The sequence below is a fragment of the Streptomyces sp. NPDC058008 genome (assembly GCF_042886395.1).
Taxonomy (GTDB): Bacteria; Actinomycetota; Actinomycetes; order Streptomycetales; family Streptomycetaceae; genus Streptomyces.
Genome location: NZ_JBHVQX010000024.1, coordinates 33,013 through 52,318, shown reverse-complemented (window position 1 = coordinate 52,318; position 19,306 = coordinate 33,013). Strand labels below are relative to the sequence as shown.

At 74.0% G+C, this 19,306-nt stretch carries 17 protein-coding genes; 10 read left to right on the top strand and 7 right to left on the bottom strand.

The genetic code is table 11. From position 1 onward, the window contains the following. Positions 1 to 9: 9 nt before the first annotated feature. From ACFVS9_RS23670 to ACFVS9_RS23660, 3 genes are read right to left on the bottom strand one after another with little or no spacing between them, the layout of a single operon-like run. Complete coding sequence (locus tag ACFVS9_RS23670; protein ID WP_383116902.1) at positions 10 to 924, bottom strand: aminoglycoside phosphotransferase family protein; 915 nt, start codon at positions 922 to 924, stop codon at positions 10 to 12. Between the two features lie 35 nt (positions 925 to 959). Next, positions 960 to 1,457, bottom strand: a complete 498-nt coding sequence (locus ACFVS9_RS23665) for a ferritin-like domain-containing protein (protein ID WP_389935167.1) — start codon at positions 1,455 to 1,457, stop codon at positions 960 to 962. Beyond that, the gene (locus tag ACFVS9_RS23660) at positions 1,454 to 1,978 is read right to left on the bottom strand and encodes a hypothetical protein (RefSeq protein WP_383116900.1); all 525 of its coding nucleotides are present in this window, start codon (positions 1,976 to 1,978) and stop codon (positions 1,454 to 1,456) included. Before ACFVS9_RS23660 ends, ACFVS9_RS23665 begins: the two co-directional genes overlap by 4 nt. Positions 1,979 to 2,149: 171 nt before the next feature. Between ACFVS9_RS23660 and rimP the strand changes: the two genes are divergently transcribed. From rimP to ACFVS9_RS23610, 10 genes are all read left to right on the top strand, one after another. Then, positions 2,150 to 2,647 carry a ribosome maturation factor RimP gene (rimP, locus tag ACFVS9_RS23655; RefSeq protein ID WP_383116899.1) on the top strand — a complete coding sequence of 166 codons (498 nt, stop codon included), beginning with the start codon at positions 2,150 to 2,152 and terminating at the stop codon, positions 2,645 to 2,647. A gap of 2 nt (positions 2,648 to 2,649) precedes the next feature. Further along, entirely contained in the window at positions 2,650 to 3,690 is a 1,041-nt protein-coding gene (nusA, locus tag ACFVS9_RS23650) for a transcription termination factor NusA (protein ID WP_389935162.1), read from the top strand. Between the two features lie 148 nt (positions 3,691 to 3,838). Further along, complete coding sequence (locus ACFVS9_RS23645; protein WP_383116897.1) at positions 3,839 to 4,117, top strand: YlxR family protein; 279 nt, start codon at positions 3,839 to 3,841, stop codon at positions 4,115 to 4,117. Between the two features lie 148 nt (positions 4,118 to 4,265). Further along, positions 4,266 to 7,364: a translation initiation factor IF-2 gene (gene infB, locus ACFVS9_RS23640; RefSeq protein WP_383116896.1), complete on the top strand. Its 3,099-nt coding sequence runs from the start codon at positions 4,266 to 4,268 to the stop codon at positions 7,362 to 7,364. Between the two features lie 167 nt (positions 7,365 to 7,531). Beyond that, the gene (locus ACFVS9_RS23635; protein WP_383116895.1) at positions 7,532 to 7,828 is read left to right on the top strand and encodes a DUF503 domain-containing protein; all 297 of its coding nucleotides are present in this window, start codon (positions 7,532 to 7,534) and stop codon (positions 7,826 to 7,828) included. A 28-nt stretch (positions 7,829 to 7,856) separates the two neighbouring features. Next, positions 7,857 to 8,318 (top strand): 30S ribosome-binding factor RbfA, encoded by a 462-nt coding sequence (rbfA, locus tag ACFVS9_RS23630; RefSeq protein WP_014153744.1) that lies wholly within the window; start codon positions 7,857 to 7,859, stop codon positions 8,316 to 8,318. Beyond that, positions 8,315 to 9,220, top strand: a complete 906-nt coding sequence (gene truB / locus ACFVS9_RS23625) for a tRNA pseudouridine(55) synthase TruB (RefSeq protein ID WP_383116894.1) — start codon at positions 8,315 to 8,317, stop codon at positions 9,218 to 9,220. The genes rbfA and truB overlap by 4 nt, the downstream gene beginning before the upstream one ends. A gap of 207 nt (positions 9,221 to 9,427) precedes the next feature. After that, positions 9,428 to 12,979 carry a serine protease gene (locus ACFVS9_RS23620; protein WP_389935156.1) on the top strand — a complete coding sequence of 1,184 codons (3,552 nt, stop codon included), beginning with the start codon at positions 9,428 to 9,430 and terminating at the stop codon, positions 12,977 to 12,979. Positions 12,980 to 13,022: 43 nt separating this feature from the next. After that, positions 13,023 to 13,976: a bifunctional riboflavin kinase/FAD synthetase gene (locus ACFVS9_RS23615; RefSeq protein WP_389935153.1), complete on the top strand. Its 954-nt coding sequence runs from the start codon at positions 13,023 to 13,025 to the stop codon at positions 13,974 to 13,976. Between the two features lie 77 nt (positions 13,977 to 14,053). Then, on the top strand, positions 14,054 to 15,172 hold the full coding sequence (locus ACFVS9_RS23610) for an XdhC family protein (protein WP_389935150.1): 1,119 nt from the start codon (positions 14,054 to 14,056) through the stop codon (positions 15,170 to 15,172). A gap of 63 nt (positions 15,173 to 15,235) precedes the next feature. On the opposite strand, the gene ACFVS9_RS23605 is transcribed toward ACFVS9_RS23610, so the two are convergent. Genes ACFVS9_RS23605 through ACFVS9_RS23590 form a run of 4 tightly spaced genes read right to left on the bottom strand, consistent with a single transcriptional unit; the run spans position 15,236 to position 19,306 of the window. Continuing rightward, positions 15,236 to 16,243 (bottom strand): oligopeptide/dipeptide ABC transporter ATP-binding protein, encoded by a 1,008-nt coding sequence (locus ACFVS9_RS23605; protein WP_383116890.1) that lies wholly within the window; start codon positions 16,241 to 16,243, stop codon positions 15,236 to 15,238. Then, positions 16,240 to 17,301 (bottom strand): ABC transporter ATP-binding protein, encoded by a 1,062-nt coding sequence (locus ACFVS9_RS23600; protein ID WP_389935147.1) that lies wholly within the window; start codon positions 17,299 to 17,301, stop codon positions 16,240 to 16,242. The genes ACFVS9_RS23605 and ACFVS9_RS23600 overlap by 4 nt, the downstream gene beginning before the upstream one ends. Next, complete coding sequence (locus ACFVS9_RS23595; RefSeq protein WP_383116888.1) at positions 17,298 to 18,218, bottom strand: ABC transporter permease; 921 nt, start codon at positions 18,216 to 18,218, stop codon at positions 17,298 to 17,300. The genes ACFVS9_RS23600 and ACFVS9_RS23595 overlap by 4 nt, the downstream gene beginning before the upstream one ends. Then, positions 18,215 to 19,306 carry an ABC transporter permease gene (locus ACFVS9_RS23590; RefSeq protein ID WP_383116887.1) on the bottom strand — a complete coding sequence of 364 codons (1,092 nt, stop codon included), beginning with the start codon at positions 19,304 to 19,306 and terminating at the stop codon, positions 18,215 to 18,217. The genes ACFVS9_RS23595 and ACFVS9_RS23590 overlap by 4 nt, the downstream gene beginning before the upstream one ends.

The following is a 19,306-nucleotide window of genomic DNA, read 5'->3' as shown; positions in this document are numbered from 1 at the left end:
GTCGTACGCCTACAGCCAGCCGGCGAACTCCAGCGACAGCTCGCCGTCCTGGGTGCGCCCCGCCGTCAGGGCCCGCGTCCCGGACTCGACGGCCCGGAACAGCGTCCAGCCGCGCAGCCGCGCCTGGTCGACCTCCAGCGACTCGGCGAGCTTCCGCACCCTGCGGCGGGCCGTCGCGGCGCCGCCGGGCGAGGCGATGAGGTCCTCGACCCGGTCCCGCACCAGCCGCGCCAGGTCGTAGGCCCGCTCGCCGGTCAGCGGCTCCGGGCCGACGGCCAGCCACGGGGCGCGCTCACCCGACAGGACCTTGCTCTGCCGGAAGTTGCCGTGCAGCAGGAGGAGTTCGGGGGAGTCGCGGACCAGCTCCTCGCGGGCCTCCAGCGCCGAGGAGACCAGCGGTTCGAGTTCGGGGTCCCGCACGGCGGCGGCCCGCATGGGCCCCAGCTGCCGGGCGGTGCGCTCCGTGACGGTCTCGAAGGCGTGGCCGGGCGGCGGCTCGACCCACAGCCGCCGCACCGTACCGGCGGCCTCCAGCAGGGCCTTCGCCTCCGGGAGGGAACGCAGGGACACCTCGTGGTGCAGCCGCTCCAGCAGGAGGGCCTCATCCGGTGCCGTGGCGCTGTCGGAGACCGGCAGCCCGACGGCGCCCCAGCCGTTCCAGTGCGCCAGGGCCGCCCGTTCGAGCGCGGGAGCGGCCCCGGGAGGCGCGATCTTCAGCACGGCGGGCGTGCCGTCCGCCCGGCGCACCAGGAGGACGAGGCCCGTGCGCCCGCCGGGGGCGCAGACCCGTTCCAGGGAGACCGCGTACCCGGACAGCGCGTCGTCGGTGAGCGCGGGGAGCCGCCCGAGCCACTCGGCCGCGGCCGCGTCCCCGTACGTCTCGCCGAGCGCTCGCACCAGACGCTGCGGCGGTTCAGAACCCATACCTGCCTTGTTCCCTTTCGGAGCGTGCCAGTTGCTCAGTGCGGGGCACCCGTGGCGCCTGCCTCCGCCGTGTCGTCCGGCGGGGCGGCCTTCTCGGCGAGCCCAGGAAAGGCTACGCCGGTGCCGCGCCAGCGCACGGCACGCACCGCGGCCTCCCGCAGGGCTCCCGCGGCGTCCTGCCGCAGCGGCCCCTGGGCGGCCCGTACGAGGTCGGAGTACACACCGGCGACCCGGTCCTCCAGCACGGTGGCCAGCCGCATCGCGCTCGCCGGATCCCGCACCGCGAAGGGCAGAGCGTACGCCGCGAGGGCCGCCACCGGCGTACCGCCCAGGTCACGCACCGCCCGGGCGAGCGTGTCGCGCCGGGCCCGGTGGGCGTCGCTCGCGCTCCTCGCGTCGCTGCGGCGGCCGCCTTCCAGCCGGCCGCCGAGCACCCCGTAGCCGTACACCGCGGCGTGCTCGGCGGCGAGCGCCGCCTGCGCGGCCCGCAGCGCGCCGTCCGTTCCGTCCTCCTGTGCCGTGCGCGGTGTCATGCCGGGATCTCCTTGGCCAGTTCGGTCAGCAGATACGCGTGGGCCGCGCCGGCCGCGGCGACCGAGGCCAGCAGCCTGGCCAGTTCGGGCGCGGCGGACACCAGGGCCGCGGTGCGGGCGTCCGCCACCCGGCGCTCCTCGCCCGCCAGCTCCCTCAGGGCCGCCGCCGCGTCGGCGGGGGCCGCCGGCGGGGCGGGGGAGGGCGAGCCGCCCGGGGCCTTCGCCGGTCCGCCCAGAGCCGCCAGGTGCTCCCGGACCGCGGCGCCCATCGGCGCGAGCCCGGCCCGAGTCAACGGGTGGGCGGCCGCGACCTGTTCGTACCGGGAGAGCAGTGAGGCGCTGTCACGGGCGGCCGCCGCCCGCAGCGCCGTCGCGGCCCTGAGCGAGGCGGCCCGGGCGTCCGCGCTCCCGGGGGCCGTCCGGGAGTCCGGTCCGTCCCCGCAGCCCGTCAGTACCGCGCCCAGGACCATGGCTCCCGTGGCGGTGAGCGCACTCCTGCGCGTCGTCCCCGTGCGGCGCACTTGTCTCCTTCAGCCTGATATTTGACAGTTTCTGACCCGAAGTGATCACCGATGGTGAGCGTACCCGCGGGTGGGCGGGAGGCGGACGGCAACACCCCTGCGGACCGGATACCCTTTGACCTGACACGCGACGATCCCCACAACAGCACACGCGGCCGAGGAGTCACCCGGATGAGCACCACCCAGAGCGACAGGCTGCGCGAACTGCTGGAGCCGCTCGTCAGCGCCAAGGAGCTGGACCTCGAGGAGATCGAGGTCTCCCGGGCGGGCCGCCGGCGGGTGCTGAGGGTCATCGTGGACTCCGAGGACGGCGTGGAGCTGGACACCTGCGCGGAGCTCAGCCGCACCCTCTCGGAGACGCTGGACGAGACCGACGCCATGGGTGAGGGCGAGTACGTCCTCGAAGTGAGCTCTCCGGGCGCCGACCGCCCGTTGACCGAGCACCGCCACTACGTACGCGCCACCGGCCGGCTGGTCAGGATCACCCTGGGTGAGGGCGGCGAGCTGGTGGCCCGCGTCCTCGGGGTGGACGACGAGGGACTCGACCTGGAGGTGCCGGGCGTCAAGGGCCGCAAGCCCACGTCACGCCGGGTCGACTTCGGCGAGATCGCCAGGGCGCGCGTGGAGATCGAATTCAACCGCAAGGACAAGAAGGAAGAGGAGGCGTAGCCGTGGACATCGATGTGAAGCTTCTGAAGGGCTTGGCGCAGGACAAGGAGATCCCCTTCGACGTGCTCGTCGGGGCGATCGAGTCGGCCCTCCTCATCGCGTACCACCGCACCGACGGCAGCCACCGGCGCGCCCGCGTCGAGCTGGACGCGGCCGGCCACGTCACGGTGTGGGCCAAGGACGACCCGGCCGAGCTGGAGGAGGGCCAGGAGGCCGAGGAGTTCGACGACACGCCGTCCGGCTTCGGCCGTATCGCCGCGACCACCGCCAAGCAGGTCATCCTGCAGCGGCTGCGCGACGCGGAGGACGACCGGACGTTCGGCGAGTACGCGGGCCACGAGGGCGACGTCGTCACCGGCCTCGTCCAGCAGGGCAAGGACCCGAAGAACGTCCTGGTCGACATCGGCAAGCTGGAAGCCATCCTGCCCGTGCAGGAGCAGGTGCCCGGCGAGGAGTACACCCACGGCCTGCGCCTGCGCACCTACGTCGTGCGGGTGGCCAAGGGTGTGCGCGGTCCGTCCGTCACGCTCTCGCGCACCCACCCCAACCTCGTGAAGAAGCTCTTCGCGCTGGAGGTCCCGGAGATCGCGGACGGGTCGGTCGTCATCGAGGCCATCGCCCGTGAGGCGGGCCACCGCACCAAGATCGCGGTGCGCTCCACCCGGGCCGGTCTCAACCCGAAGGGCGCCTGCATCGGCCCGATGGGCAGCCGTGTGCGCAACGTCATGGCCGAGCTGCACGGTGAGAAGATCGACATCGTGGACTGGTCGGACGACCCCGCCGAGATGGTCGCCAACGCCCTGTCACCCGCGAGGGTGAGCAAGGTCGAGGTCGTGGACCTCGGCACGCGCTCCGCCCGGGTGACCGTGCCGGACTACCAGCTGTCGCTGGCGATCGGCAAGGAGGGCCAGAACGCCCGTCTGGCCGCCCGTCTCACCGGCTGGCGCATCGACATCCGCCCGGACACCGAGACGGACGCCGAGCGCGACGCCGCCGACCGTGAGCGCGCCGAGCGCGCCCGCGAGCGGTCGGAGCGCGGCTGACCCACGACCCGTGTCCGGGGCCGCCGACGGCTGCCCCGGAACGGTTCCGAAGGAATAGATCGAGGCGGCTTTCCGCTGAGATCACGACAACATCCGTTCGATTTTTGCCCCCAAGGGGTGAGGTCGGTACGGGGAGGTAGACTTAGCCGTGTCTGGCCGGACGCACGCCCGCGCTTGCCCCGAGCGAACCTGTGTGGGATGCCGGGAGCGAGCGGCCAAGAGCGAGCTGCTGCGCATCGTGGTGGACGAGGGAGAGGTTGTCCCTGATCCACGCGGTACGCTGCCCGGCCGGGGTGCGTACGTACACCCCGCCTCCGTCTGTCTCGGCCTGGCGGTCCGCCGCCGGGCTTTCCCCCGGGCCTTCAAGGCCAAGGGGCCGTTCGATTCCGCGGCACTGCAGCGGTTCGTCGAGCGGGTGACACCGTAAGAAAGTGAACGGCACGGGTCCCCGTGCGGTCAGGTACCTCGCGAGTTGGAAGTAGGTCGAGATTGCGATGAGCACTCGATGAGTACGCGATGAGTACGCCCATGAAGTAGCGACGGTCCGGCGGTAACCCGGACCTAAAAGGAGCGAAGTGGCTAAGGTCCGGGTATACGAGCTCGCCAAGGAGTTCGGCGTGGAGAGCAAGGTCGTCATGGCCAAGCTCCAAGAACTCGGTGAATTCGTCCGTTCGGCGTCCTCGACGATCGAGGCGCCGGTTGTACGCAAACTGACTGACGCACTGCAGGGTCCCGGCGGCAACGCCGGCAAGTCCGCTGCAAAGCCTGGCGCGCCCCGCAAGGCCGCCCCCGCAAAGCCCGCTGCGCCGTCCCCGGCCGCCGCGGCACGTCCCGCTGCCCCGAAGCCCGGCGCCCCGGCCCCCCGGCCGGCCGCCTCGGAGACCCCGGCGAGCAGCACCCCCTCCGCGCCGTCCGCGGGACCCCGTCCGGGTCCCCGGCCCGCGCCGAAGCCCGCCCCGGTCACCCCGGTGCCGGCCGCGGAGTTCTCGGCTCCGGCTCCGGCCCAGCAGCCGGCCGCGCCGCAGCAGGCCCCCCGTCCCACCGGTGCCACCCCCGGCCCCCGTCCCGCCCGTCCGGCCCCGGCCGGCGGTCAGCGCGACGGCGGCCAGCGTGAGGGCGGCCAGCGTGGCGGCGAGCGCGGCGGAGACCGTCCCGCACGTCCCGCGGGCCAGGGCGCACCGCGTCCCGGCGGCGCACGTCCGGCCGGTCCCCGTCCGGGCAACAACCCCTTCACCTCCGGCGGCTCCACCGGCATGGCGCGCCCGCAGGCGCCCCGTCCCGGCGGTGCCCCGCGCCCCGGCGGCGGTCAGGAGCGCCCCGGCGCCCCGCGCCCGCAGGGTGGTCCCGGTGGCGCCCCGCGCCCCCAGGGCCAGGGTGGCGCACGTCCGACCCCGGGCGGCATGCCCCGTCCGCAGGCTCCCCGTCCGGGCGGTGCCCCCTCGGGTAACCGTCCGAACCCGGGCATGATGCCGCAGCGTCCCGCCGCGGGCCCGCGTCCCGGCGGTGGCCCCGGTGGCGGCGGCCGTGGTCCCGGTGGCGGCGGCGGTCGTCCCGGTGGCGGCGGCGGTCGTCCCGGCGGCGGCTTCGCCGGCCGTCCGGCCGGTCCCGGTGGTGGCGGTGGCGGCTTCGCCGGCCGTCCCGGCGGTCCCGGTGGCGGTGGCGGCGCGGGCCGTCCCGGTGGCGGCGGCGGCTTCGGCGGCCGTCCCGGCTTCGGTGGCCGTCCCGGCGGCCCCGGTGCCCGTGGCGGCACACAGGGTGCGTTCGGCCGTCCCGGCGGTCCCGCGCGTCGTGGCCGCAAGTCGAAGCGGCAGAGGCGCCAGGAGTACGAGGCCATGCAGGCCCCGTCGGTGGGCGGCGTCATGCTGCCCCGCGGCAACGGGCAGGCCGTCCGGCTGTCGCGCGGTGCCTCCCTGACCGACTTCGCGGAGAAGATCAACGCCAACCCGGCGTCGCTCGTCGCCGTGATGATGAACCTCGGCGAGATGGTCACCGCCACGCAGTCCGTCTCCGACGAGACGCTGAGGCTCCTCGCGGACGAGATGAACTACGTCCTCGAGATCGTCAGCCCGGAGGAGGAGGACCGCGAGCTGCTCGAGTCCTTCGACATCGAGTTCGGTGAGGACGAGGGCGGCGAAGAGGCCCTGGTCTCCCGTCCGCCGGTCGTGACCGTCATGGGTCACGTCGACCACGGTAAGACCCGGCTGCTGGACGCGATCCGCAAGACGAACGTCGTCGCGGGCGAGGCCGGCGGTATCACGCAGCACATCGGTGCGTACCAGGTCTCCTCCGAGGTCAACGGCGAGGACCGCCGCATCACCTTCATCGACACCCCGGGTCACGAGGCGTTCACCGCCATGCGTGCGCGTGGTGCGAAGTCCACCGACATCGCGATCCTCGTGGTGGCGGCGAACGACGGTGTGATGCCCCAGACGATCGAGGCGCTGAACCACGCCAAGGCGGCCGAGGTGCCGATCGTGGTCGCGGTCAACAAGATCGACGTCGAGGGCGCCGACCCGACCAAGGTGCGCGGTCAGCTCACCGAGTTCGGTCTGGTGGCCGAGGAGTACGGCGGCGACACGATGTTCGTCGACATCTCCGCCAAGCAGGGCCTCAACATCGAGGCACTGCTGGAGGCCGTCGTCCTCACCGCCGACGCCTCGCTCGACCTGCGGGCCAACCCGGAGCAGGACGCGCAGGGCATCGCCATCGAGTCCCACCTCGACCGCGGCCGCGGTGCCGTCTCGACCGTCCTGGTCCAGCGAGGCACGCTGCGCATCGGTGACACCATGGTCGTCGGCGACGCGTACGGCCGTGTCCGGGCGATGCTCGACGACAACGGCAACAACGTCCAGGAAGCGGGTCCCTCGACCCCCGTCCTGGTGCTGGGTCTCACCAACGTCCCGGGTGCCGGCGACAACTTCCTGGTGGTCGACGAGGACCGTACGGCCCGTCAGATCGCCGAGAAGCGTGCCGCCCGCGAGCGCAACGCCAACTTCGCCCGCAAGGGTGTCCGGTTCTCCCTGGAGAACCTGGACGAGGCGCTCAAGGCCGGTCTGGTCCAGGAGCTCAACCTCATCATCAAGGGCGACGCGTCCGGTTCGGTGGAGGCCCTCGAGTCCTCGCTGCTCCAGCTCGACGTCGGTGAAGAGGTCGACATCCGGGTCCTGCACCGCGGTGTGGGTGCGGTCACCGAGTCGGACATCAACCTGGCGACCGGCTCCGACGCCATCGTGATCGGCTTCAACGTGCGCGCCGCGGGGCGTGCCGAGCAGATGGCCGAGCGCGAAGGCGTGGACGTCCGGTACTACTCGGTCATCTACCAGGCGATCGAGGAGATCGAGGCGGCCCTCAAGGGCATGCTCAAGCCGGAGTACGAAGAGGTCGAGCTCGGCACGGCGGAGATCCGCGAGATCTTCCGCTCGTCCAAGCTGGGCAACATCGCCGGTGTGCTGGTCCGCTCCGGCGAGGTCAAGCGCAACACCAAGGCGCGCCTGCTGCGCGATGGCAAGGTCATCGCGGAGAACCTCAACATCTCCGGTCTGCGCCGCTTCAAGGACGACGTCACCGAGATCCGCGAAGGCTACGAGGGCGGTATCAACCTCGGAAACTTCAACGACATCAAGATCGACGACGTCATCGCGACGTACGAGATGCGCGAGAAGCCGCGAGGCTGATCGACGGGGATTCCGGGGGGCGACCCCCGGGTTCTCCCCCAGGGTCGGGGCCGGTCGACGGGTCGTATTTCCGTCGATCGGCCCCGGCCGTTCCGTGTACGGTTCTGGTTGTCCCCGCCAAGTGATGGCGGGGCACGACCCCGAACCGGCGGGACATCCGGACACACATGTATGTGGGGACCCTGTCCTTCGATCTGCTCCTGGGCGACGTACGGTCGCTGAAGGAGAAACGCTCCGTCGTCCGCCCGATCGTCGCCGAGCTGCACCGCGCGTACGCGGTGAGCGTCGCGGAGACGGGCGGCCAGGACCTCTACCGCAGGGCCGAGATCGGCCTTGCCGCGGTCTCCGGGGACGCCGGGCACCTCACAGACGTACTCGACCGGTGCGAACGCATGATCGCGGGCCGGCCGGAGGTGGAGCTGCTGTCCGTACGGCGGCGGCTGCACAGCGACGAAGACGATTGAGCAAGGCGCTCGAGAAGGAGACGGACCAGTGGCCGACAACGCGCGGGCGAAGAAGCTGGCGGACCTCATCCAGGTGGTGGTCGCCGAGAAACTGCAGCGCGGTATCAAGGACCCGCGTCTGGGCACGCACGTGACCATCACGGACACCCGTGTCACCGGGGACCTGCGGGAGGCCACGGTCTTCTACACGGTCTACGGCGACGACGAGGAGCGGGCCAGCGCGGCCGCGGGGCTGGAGAGCGCCAAGGGCATCCTGCGCTCGGCGGTCGGTGCCGCGGCGGGGACGAAGTTCACCCCGACCCTGGCCTTCGTGGCCGACGCGCTGCCGGACAACGCCAAGGCGATCGAGGACCTCCTCGACCGGGCACGCGCCTCGGACGCCAAGGTCCGTGAGGCGTCCTCGGGCGCCACCTACGCGGGCGGTGCCGACCCCTACCGCAAGCCCGAGGACGAGTCCGACGAGAACGACGGGGACTCGCCTTCCGCATGACGCAGAACAAGCAGGACAGGACGCCGGACGGCCTTGTCATCGTCGACAAGCCGTCCGGCTTCACTTCGCACGACGTCGTGGCCAAGATGCGCGGCATCGCCCGTACCCGGCGGGTCGGCCACGCCGGCACGCTGGACCCCATGGCGACCGGTGTACTCGTGCTCGGGGTGGAGAGGGCGACCAAGCTGCTCGGCCACCTCGCGCTGACCGAGAAGGAGTACCTGGGGACGATCCGGCTCGGCCAGGACACGGTCACCGACGACGCCGAGGGCGAGATCACCTCGTCGGCCGACGCCTCCGGGGTGACCCGTGAGGGCATCGACGCCGGGGTCGCCGCGCTCACCGGCGCGATCATGCAGGTGCCGTCCAAGGTCAGCGCCATCAAGATCGACGGCAAGCGCTCCTACGCCCGGGTGCGCGGCGGCGAGGAGTTCGAGATCCCGGCCCGCCCGGTGACCGTCTCGTCCTTCCGCGTCTACGACGTCCGCGAGGCCGTCGCCGAGGACGGCACCCCGGTCGTCGACCTGGTCGTCTCCGTCGTGTGCTCCTCGGGTACGTACATCCGGGCCCTGGCCCGCGACCTCGGCGCCGGGCTCGGCGTCGGCGGGCACCTGACCGCGCTGCGGCGCACCCGGGTCGGCCCCTACGGTCTCGACGCGGCACGCACCCTGGACCAGCACCAGCAGGAACTGACCGTGATGCCGGTGGCCGAGGCCGCCGCCTCCGCCTTCCCCCGCTGGGACGTCGACGAGAAGCGCGCCAAGCTGCTCCTGAACGGCGTACGGCTGGACATGCCGTCCTATCCGCCGGGGCCGGTCGGGGTCTTCGGGCCCGACGGGGCGTTCCTGGTGCTCGTGGAGGAGCAGAAGGGCAAGGCCAGGAGCCTCGCCGTCTTCGCCTGACCGCGGCCGCCCGACCGTGGCGTCGTGGAGCGGGCAGCCCCCTGTGTGTGCCCGCTCCACGATCCCCGCCCCCCGGTCCATCCCTGTCCACGCGAACCCGCCACTTCACCCCGATGGGCGGGCGCTCGGAGTGACGGAGGGGTGCGAGGGGGGCGCTTTCGTCTCCCGCGTTTCCGGTGCCGCGCCCCCGGGACCTACCGTCGGACCATGGGCAGCGGGGACCGGTCGACACTTGTACGGATCTGCGACGAGGCCGGCCGGCCACGGGGGACCGGATTCGTCGCGGACGACCGGGGCACGGTCGTCACCAGTCATCAGGCCGTCGCACGGCCCGGGCCGCTCACGCTGCACACCTCCGACGGCCGCGACTGCCCCGTGGGCCCCGACGGCGTCACCGAGCTGCCCGCGCTGGGCCTCGCCCTGCTGCACACCGGCGGCCCCGGTGCCTTGGGGGTGGAACCGCTCCCCATCGCCGTACGCGAGCACATCGGTACGGGCACCTACGTACGGATCGCCGCCCACGGCTGGCGCGAGGCACGGGTGCTCGGGACGACTCCGGCGGTCTACTCCGAGGGCGGCCGCGAGCACACCGTGAACGGCGCGCTGGAGCTCGCCCTCGGCACGGACGGGCGCGACGCGCTGCGCTCCGGCGGGGCCGCCGTCGGCGGCCCCGTGACCGACCCGCGCACCGGGGCCGTCCTGGGTGTGCTCTCGACCGCGCTGAGCGCCGGACACGGGACCGCCGGCCTCGCGGTGCCGCTGGGCCTCCGGGACGCTCCGGAGCCGCTGGCCGAGGTGCTCGGGCGCAACGCGAGCGGTGTCCCGGGATACGGCCGTGACCTCAATCTGGCGGGCGCGCTCCAGCTGACCGCCACGTCCCTCGGGCAGGCCGACGGCCGGCCCGGTGGTGCGGAGCCCGTCGAACGCACCGACGTCAGCGCGGAGTTCACCGCCTTCGAGACCGGCACGGGCCCCGTCCTCGCTCTGGTGGGCGCCCCCGGCACCGGCCGTACCACGGCCCTCGCCGCCCTGGCCGCCCGCCGGGCCCGCGGGCACGCGCCCGCCCTCACCCTCTGGCTGCGCGGAGCCGACCTGCTGGCCGACGACACCTCGGTCGGCGACGCGATGACCCGGGCCCTGCGGCGCTCGGGAAGGATCCTCACCGCCGCCGGGGCACGCGGAGACATGGACGACGCCACGCCCGAGCGGGTGGCCCGGCTCGCCGCGGCGTCCGGGAAGGCGCTCCTCGTCGTCGTCGACGGCCCCGAGGAGATGCCGCCCCTGCTGGCCCACCGGCTCGCGGGGTGGACCGGGGCCAGCGCCGAGTGGCTCCTGGCCCACGAGGTGCGCATGGTCCTCGCCTGCCGCCCCGAGCACTGGGAGACCGCGGGAGCGCTCCACCCGCCGGGCGCCCTGCACCGCCCGCAGCGGCCCGCCCGGGGCCTGCCGCCCGCCGTCCGGCTCGGCGACCTCACGGCGGAGCAGGCCGAGCGGGCCAGGGAGCGCCACGGCATCCCCGCCGGTGCGATCGCCCCCGGCCACGACCGGCACCCCCTCACCCTGCGGCTGCTCGCCGAGGTACGGGCCGCGCTGCCCCCCGACGTACCGGGGAGGCCCGGCACGGAGGAGGTCTTCGCCGCCCATCTGGACCTCACCTGCGTCCGGATCGCGGTCCGCATCGGGGCCCAGGCCGAACCCGGGCCGCGTGGCACGGCCGTCCGCAGGCTGGCGGCGAAGGTGGCCGGGCAGGTCCACGAGGCGGCCCGACGGTGCCTCGGGCCGGGACAGGGCGAGCTGGACCGGGCGGCGTTCGAGGAGATCTTCCCCTGGCGCACGGGATGGGCCTCGGCGGTCCTGACGGAGGGGCTGCTGGTCCCGGCGGGCGCGGGCTACCGCTTCGCCGACGAGGAGCTGGGCGACTGGGTGCAGGGCGCGCACCTCGACCTGGACGCGGCCCTGCACTCGCTGGTCCACCGCTGGCACGCGGAAGGGGGGCCCGCGGTGCCCGAACCCGCCCCACGGGACCCGGAAGGACCCCGCAACCTCCCCGTGCCCCGCCACCGCGCCGGCCCCGTGCTCCAGGCCATGCTCCTGCTGGAGCGGCGCCAGGGGCACGCGGCGCTGGCCCACCGGATGGCGGACCTGATCGAGGCGATGGACCGCCTGGCGTCCGGCACGGGGAACCCTCCGGCCGACGCCGCCTGGTGGGCCGCCCATCTGCTCCGGGAGAGCCTGCTCAGGGTGCCGGACGCCCGGCCCTGCCTCGGCGTGCTGCGGGTCCTCGCCGGGCGGATCACCCGGCGTTCGCAGTCCGGGGGTCCAGCGGCACTCGGTCCCTACGCCGGGTTCGGGCCGTGGTTCTGGCGCCGGATCCGGCTTTCCGAGGACGACCGGATCGACCTGCTCCGCCGTCTCCTGCCCGCCGACTGCACCCCCCGCGCGGACGGCGGGGAGCGGTATCTGGACGCGGTCTCGCGACGGCTCGCCGCCGACCCCGGGACCGTCCAGCCGCTGCTGTGCCGCTGGTTCACGGACGAGAGCCCCCTGCCCGCGGAGCAGGGCGTGCCGATCAGGCTCACCGTGGCCGCCGCCGCGCAGGCACTCCTGTACGCCCGCCGTGACCTGGCCCCGGACGGCCTGACCGAGGCGCTCGTCGACACCGCCCACCCGCGGGCCGCCGAACTGCTCGCCACCCTCGCCGAGGACGAACCGGCCGCACTCTGCCGCGCCGTCGACCGGTGGGCACGCGACGAGGACCGGCCCGGGCGGCGCGCCGCCGCGGCCGTCCACCTCGCGTCCGCCGCCGCCCGCCCCCTCGCCGACTCCGACCGCGCCCTGCTGCGCGGCGCGGCGCTCACCCTGCTGGACCGGCCGGGCGACACCCCCCTGCACGCCCAGGCGCTCACCGTCCTCGTACGGGATCCGGCGACGGGCGGACGCCACCTTCCTCAGGCCCTGCGGGTCTTCGCCGCCGGGGACCCGCGGCTGCCGGTGGCCCTGCTCACGGAGGTCTTCACGGAGCACCCCGAGCCGGTGCTCGCCGCACTGCGGGCCCGTCTGTCGCTGCCCGGGGACGCGGCCGACGGCGTACTGCGGGAGCTGGCGTCCCTGGACAGCCCGGCCCTGGCACTGCACGCCCCCGGTCTCGTACGCCACTACATCGAGAGCCGCGGCCGCCCCGGTCAGGACGCCGGGGCGCAGGCCGCCGCGTACGTGGACCTGCGGCTGGAGCACAGCCCGGCCGCCCGGGCGCTGCTCCTGCCCCTGATGACCGGCCTGCTGCGGGACCACCCCGCCCCGCCGCCCGTGCGCGCCGCGCTGGCGCGGGTGCTCGCGGGGCCGGGGAGCGCCGTGTCGAGGCCGCTGAGGGCCGAGCTGCTGGAGGTCCTGCTGGAGTTCGAGCAGGGGACGGGCCGTGACCCGGAGGTCCTCGACGCGGTGCTGCGGGCCGCGGGGGAGGGGTCCCGGCGCCGCCCGGAGGCCCGCACCCGGGCGCTGGTGCACCGTACGGGGACGCTGCTCGTACGGACGGCCGAGGGCGCGGCCCGCTTCGACCGCGCGCTGACCGAACTCGCCCGGGACGTTCCCGGATTCGCAGCCCTGGTCAGCCGGTGGCTGGCGGACGCCCCGCAGGAGTGGGCCGCCCTCGTGGGCCCCGGCGCGCGGCGGGCGGTGGAGGCGGCGGACGTGCCGAGGCCCGGCATCCCGGTGCCGATGCAGGCCGCGGGACGTGAGCATGGCAGTCTTAGACCTGCGTAATGGACACACACACGTACACAGGTTCGGGCGAGGAGCGGTCAGAGTGCACTGCTGGCGTGGCTTGGAGGACATCCCTGAGGACTGGGGGCGCAGCGTCGTCACCATCGGGTCCTACGACGGGGTGCACCGCGGACACCAGCTGATCATCGGCCGTGCCGTGGAGCGGGCGCGCGAGCTCGGCGTGCCCTCCGTCGTCGTCACCTTCGACCCGCACCCCAGCGAGGTCGTCCGCCCCGGCACGCACCCCCCGCTGCTGGCGCCGCACCACCGGCGCGCCGACCTCATGGCGCGGCTGGGCGTGGACGCGGTGCTGATCCTGCCGTTCACCGCCGAGTTCTCGCAGCTCTCGCCCGCCGACTTCATCGCGAAGGTGCTCGTCGACAAGCTCCACGCGAAGCTGGTCATCGAGGGCCCCAACTTCCGCTTCGGGCACCGCGCGGCGGGCAACGTCACCCTCCTCGCCGAGCTCGGCGCGACGTACGACTACGCCACCGAGGTCATCGACCTCCACGTCAGCGGTGACGCGGGCGGCGGCGAGCCGTTCTCCTCGACGCTGACCCGCCGCCTGATCGCCGAGGGCGACGTCGAGGGGGCCGCGGAGATCCTCGGCCGACCGCACCGCGTCGAGGGCGTCGTCGTGCGCGGCGCGCAGCGAGGCCGCGAGCTGGGCTTCCCCACGGCGAACGTGGAGACCCTGCCGCACACCGCGATTCCCGCCGACGGCGTCTACGCCGGCTGGCTCACGGTGAACGGGGAGGCCATGCCCGCCGCGATCTCGGTGGGCACGAACCCGCAGTTCGACGGCACGGAGCGGACCGTCGAGGCGTACGCCATCGACCGGGTCGGCCTCGACCTGTACGGGCTGCACGTGGCGGTGGACTTCCTCGCCTACGTCCGCGGCATGCTGAAGTTCGAGTCGGTCGACGACCTGCTCGTGGCGATGGCCGCCGACGTGAAGCGGTCCAGCGAGCTGATCGCGGCGTACGGACGCGCCTGACGCCGTCCTGTGGTGGGCGCGCCCGCACCGGGGCATCCTCGGGGGCAGGAGCCCGTCCGCCCGGGAGGAGTCCGCACGTGCGTGAGCTGCTGTCCCAGCTGCGCGACTGGCACACGGCCGGTACGCCCTTCGCCCTGGCCACCGTGGTCGCGGTGCGCGGCAGCGCGCCGCGGGCCGCCGGCGCGGCGATGGCGGTGACCGCGACCGGCGTGGTGGCGGGCAGCGTCTCCGGAGGCTGCGTGGAGAGCGACGTGTACGAGGCCGCCACCGAGACGCTGACCACGGGCCGGCCGCTGCTGCGGACGTACGGCATCAGTGACGACGAGGCCTTCGGCACCGGTCTGACCTGCGGCGGCACGATCGACGTCCTGGTACAGCCCTACGTCGCGCCCGCCGACCGCGACGCGCTGCGGGAACTCCTGGACACCGTCGCCGCCGGGGAGCCCGTCGCACTCGCCACCGTGGTGTCTGGAGCCGCACGGCCCGGCGCCCGCCGGATGGTCCTGGCGGGCCGTGCCGGCGGTTCCCTCGGCGACGCGGGGCTCGACGCGGCCGTCACCGACGACGCGCGCGGGATGCTCGCGCAGGGAGCCACCGGCACCACCCGGTACGGAGCGCACGGCGAGCGACGGATGCAGGACGTCACCGTCTTCGTCCAGGCCTTCGCCCCCGCGCCCCGCATGCTCGTTTTCGGAGCCATCGACCACGCCGCGGCCACCGCGAGGATCGGGGCCTTCCTCGGCTACCGCGTGACGGTGTGCGACGCCCGCCCGGCCTTCGCCACCCGGGAGCGCTTCCCCACGGCCGACGAGGTCGTCCGCGCCTGGCCGCACACGTACCTGGAATCGACCCCCGTGGACGCGCGCACGGTCGTCTGCGTCCTGACCCACGACCCGAAGTTCGACGTCCCGTTGCTGGTGGCGGCGCTGCGCACCCCCGCCGGGTACATCGGTGTGATGGGCAGCCGGCGCACGCACACCGACCGCCTCGCCCGGCTGCGCGAGGCCGGGGTGGAGGAGGCGGAGCTGTCCCGCCTCGCCTCGCCCGTCGGCCTGGACCTCGGAGCCCGTACGCCGGAGGAGACGGCCGTGTCCATCGCCGCCGAGATCATCCAGCACCGCTGGGGCGGTACCGGACGTCCTCTGGGCGAGCTGACCGGCACGATCCACCACGCCCGGGCGCGGCGCCCGGGCTGAACCCCGGCCACCACGGTGGCCGGCGGGTCCAGGCCGGGCGTACCCGGCACGAGCGGGCAGGCCCTAGGTGACCTGGGGGACGCCCGTGCCCGCCCGCACCCAGTGACAGGCGACCTGGGTCCCGCCGCCGCCCTCCAGCACCGGCAGATCCACCGTGCGGCACGCGTCCGCGACGCCCGCGCGCTCCGCCTCGCCCGAGGCGAGGACCTGGCAGCGGGCGTGGAAGCGGCAGCCGGACGGAATCCTCGACGGGTCCGGCGGTTCACCCGTCAGGATCACCGGCTCGCCGTCCGCCTCCGGCAGCACGGACAGCAGCGCCCGGGTGTAGGGGTGCCGGGGGGCGGTGAGGATCTGCTCGACGTCACCCGTCTCCACGATCCGTCCGAGGTACATCACCGCCACCCGGTCCGCGATGTTCCACGCCAGCCCCAGGTCATGCGTCACCACCAGCGCCGACAGGCCCAGTTCGTCCCGCAGCCTCAGCAGCAGCGCCAGGATCTCGCCGCGCACCGACGCGTCCAGGGAGGCCACCGGCTCGTCCGCGACGATGAGCTCCGGTTCCAGGACCAGCGCGCCCGCGATCACGACGCGCTGGCGCTGGCCACCGGACAGTTCGTGCGGATAGCGCAGGAGGAAGCGCTCCGGAGGCCGCAGCCCCGCACGCGCCAGCGCACCGGACACCGCGGCCCGCTCGTCCCCCGCGTACCCGTGGATGCGCAGGCCCTCCGCCACCGCGTCGTACACCGTGTGGCGCGGGTTGAGGGAACCGCTGGGGTCCTGGAGCACCATCTGCACCCGCTTGCGGTACGCCTTGAGGGCCCGGCCCGCGTAGTCGAGCGGCTCGCCGCCGAAGGTCACCCGGCCGGCCGTGGGCGGGACGAGGCCCAGCAGGGACCGGGCCAGCGTCGTCTTGCCGCAGCCCGACTCGCCGACCAGGGCGACGATCTCACCGGGGCGGATGTCCAGGTCGACCCCGTCGACGGCCCGCGCGGTCGCCGCCCCGCGCCGGCCGGGGAACGCGACCTCCAGCGCCTGGGCGCTGAGCAGGGGGGCCGGGGGAGTGGTCGTCATGAGGTGCTCCTCGCTTCCTCGGTACCGGCGGGCGGGTCGGGCGTGACGGTGACTTCCGGTTCCACCAGCACACAGGCCGCCCTCCGGGAGGGACCGGCCGGCCTCAGCCACTGGTCCTCGGTGGCGCAGGAGTCCAGCGCCGCCGTGCAGCGCGGATGGAACGCGCAGCCCGGGGGCAGCGCCGACGGGTCGGGCGGGTCACCCGGCAAACCGCGCGGCGCGTGCCGCGAGGCCAGGTCGCCGATGCGCGGGAAGGCGGCCGACAGGGCGCTGCCGTAGGGGTGGCGCGCGCTCTCGTACACCTGTCTGGCGGGCCCCTCCTCGACGACCCGGCCCGCGTACATCACCGACAGCCGGTCGCAGGTGTCGGAGAGCACGGCCAGGTCGTGGCTGATCATGATCAGGCCCAGGTCCTGGTCGCTGACGAGCTGTTCGATCAGCCGCAGGATCTGCGCCTGGATCATCACGTCGAGGGCCGTGGTGGGTTCGTCGGCGATGATCAGCCGCGGGTCGCAGGCCAGCGCCATGGCGATCATCACGCGCTGGCGCTGTCCGCCGGACAGCTCGTGCGGATAGGCGGCCGCGCGCGCCGCCGGAAGCCCCACCTGCTCCAGCAGCTCCCCGGCGCGCCCGCGGGCGGCGGCCGGGGTCGCCCCGCTGTGCAGCAGGATCGGTTCCGCGATCTGGTCCCCGATGCGGTGGACGGCGTTCAGCGAGTGCATCGCGCCCTGGAAGACGATCGACGCCCCCGCCCAGCGCACGGCGCGCAGCCGGCCCCACTTCATGGTGAGGACGTCCTCGCCGTCCAGCAGGATCTCGCCGCTCAGGGTCGCGGACGCGGGCAGCAGCCGCAGGAGGGCCAGCGCCAGCGTCGACTTCCCGCAGCCCGACTCCCCGGCGATGCCGAGCTTCCGGCCCGCCTCGACCCGGAGGTCGACGCCCCGTACGGCGGGGACGGCCGACTCCCCGGCGCCGTAGGTGACGTGCAGGTCCCGGACGTCGAGCAGTGGCTGCCCGGTCTCCGGCCTCGGAACGCTCTCGGTCTTCACGGCGGTCAACGGGACACCCCCAGCTTGGGGTTGAGCACGGACTCGATGGTGCGGCCGCACAGCGTGAACGCGAGGGCGACGGCCGCGATGGCGAGTCCGGGCGGAGCGAGGTACCACCAGTTCCCGGAGCTGACCGCTCCGGCCTCACGGGCGTCCTGGAGCAGCCCGCCCCAGGAGACGATCGTGGGATCGCCCAGCCCGAGGAAGGCGAGGGTCGCCTCGGTGAGGATGGCGGTGGAGATGACCAGGGTGGTCTGCGCGAGTACCAGCGGCATCACGTTGGGCAGCACATGGCGGGACATGATGTGCGCGTGCCCGCCGCCGAGCGCCCGGGAGCGCTCGATGTACGGGCGCGACTCGACGGACAGCGTCTGCGCGCGCACCAGCCGCGCGGTCGTCGGCCAGGTCGTCACGCCGATGGCGAGGACCGTCGTCCAGAGCGACCGCGAGAGCACGGTGGCGAGCGCGATGGCGAGCACCAGCGTCGGCATCACCAGGAACCAGTCCGTGATGCGCATGACGACGCTGCCGTACCAGCCCTTGAAGTGGCCCGCCGTGATCCCCACCAGGGTCCCGATGGCCACCGAGAGGAACGCGGCGAGCAGGCCGACGGTCAGCGACACCCGCGTCCCCCAGACCAGCAGGGCGAGCAGGCTCCGGCCGAACTGGTCGGTGCCGAGGGGGAACCCGGCGCTCGGGGACTCCAGCGCGCCGCCCGGCGCGGCCGTGACGCTCTGCGAGTCCGCCCCGACGAGCAGCGGGGCGGCCAGCGCGGTCAGGGCGATCAGCGCGAGCACGGCGAGGCCGGCCAGCCCGGCCCGGTGGCCGCGGTACTGCCGCCAGAAGCGGGCCGCCGCCTGGCGACGGCGGGTCCAGGTCAGCGCACGCGGGCCGAGGGCCTGCGGGGCGTCGGTCGTGGTCGTCATCGGCCCACCCGGGGATCGAGGAGCGGATAGATCACATCGGCGAGCGTGTTCATCAGGATCACCGCGGAGGCGAAGACGAAGAACAGGGCCTGCACCAGCGGCAGGTCCGGCACGCTCAGGGCCTGGTAGAAGAGCCCGCCCAGGCCGGGCCAGGAGAACACCGTCTCCACCAGGATCGCTCCCGCCACCGTGTTGCCCAGGTTGACGAAGAGCAGGGTCACCGTCGGCAGCATCGCGTTCGGGACGGCGTGCCGGCGGCGTACGAGGTCGTCGCGCAGCCCCTTCGCCCGGGCCGTCGTCAGGTAGTCGCTGCCCATCTCGTCGAGCAGCGAGGACCGCATGACCAGCAGGGTGCGCGCGTACTCGACGGCGACGAGGGTGACGACCGGCAGCACGAGGTGATGGGCGACGTCCAGGGCGTGGTCGAGGCCGGTCCCGCTGCCGGACTCCATGCCCCCGGTCGGGAAGAGGCCGGGCACCGGACCGATGCCGACCGACAGCGTGATGATCAGGAGCAGGCCGAGCCAGAACGAGGGCACCGAGTACAGCGTCAGGGCGAAGGCCGTGTGGAAGCGGTCGCCTGCCGAACCGTTTCGCCACGCGGACCTGGCGCCCAGCCAGATGCCGATCGCGGTGTAGATCACGAACGCGGTGCCGGTGAGCAGCAGCGTCGCGGGCAGCGCCTCGCTGATCTTGTCCATGACAGGGGCGCGGAACTGGTACGACGTACCGAAGTCCCCGGTCAGGGCCTTGCCGCAGTACTCGGTGAACTGCTGCCACAACGGCAGGTCGAGGCCGAATTCCCGGCGCATCGCGGCGATCTGCTCGGTCGACACCTGACGGCCGCCGGTCATGTGCTTGACCGGGTCGCCGGGGATCAGGCGGAACAGGAAGAAGCTGGTGACGAGCACGGCGAACAGCGAGACGGCCGCACCGGCCAGCTTGCCCGCCGCGTAGCGGAGGTACGCGGTCATGCCGCGGGCGCGTGGAGCGCGGGCCGACGGCCCGGCCTGAGCCGGACCGCCGGTCCCCACGGCGTCCACGCCCGACGCGCCCTTCAGGAGCGCGGGAGTGCTTTCTGTGCTCAT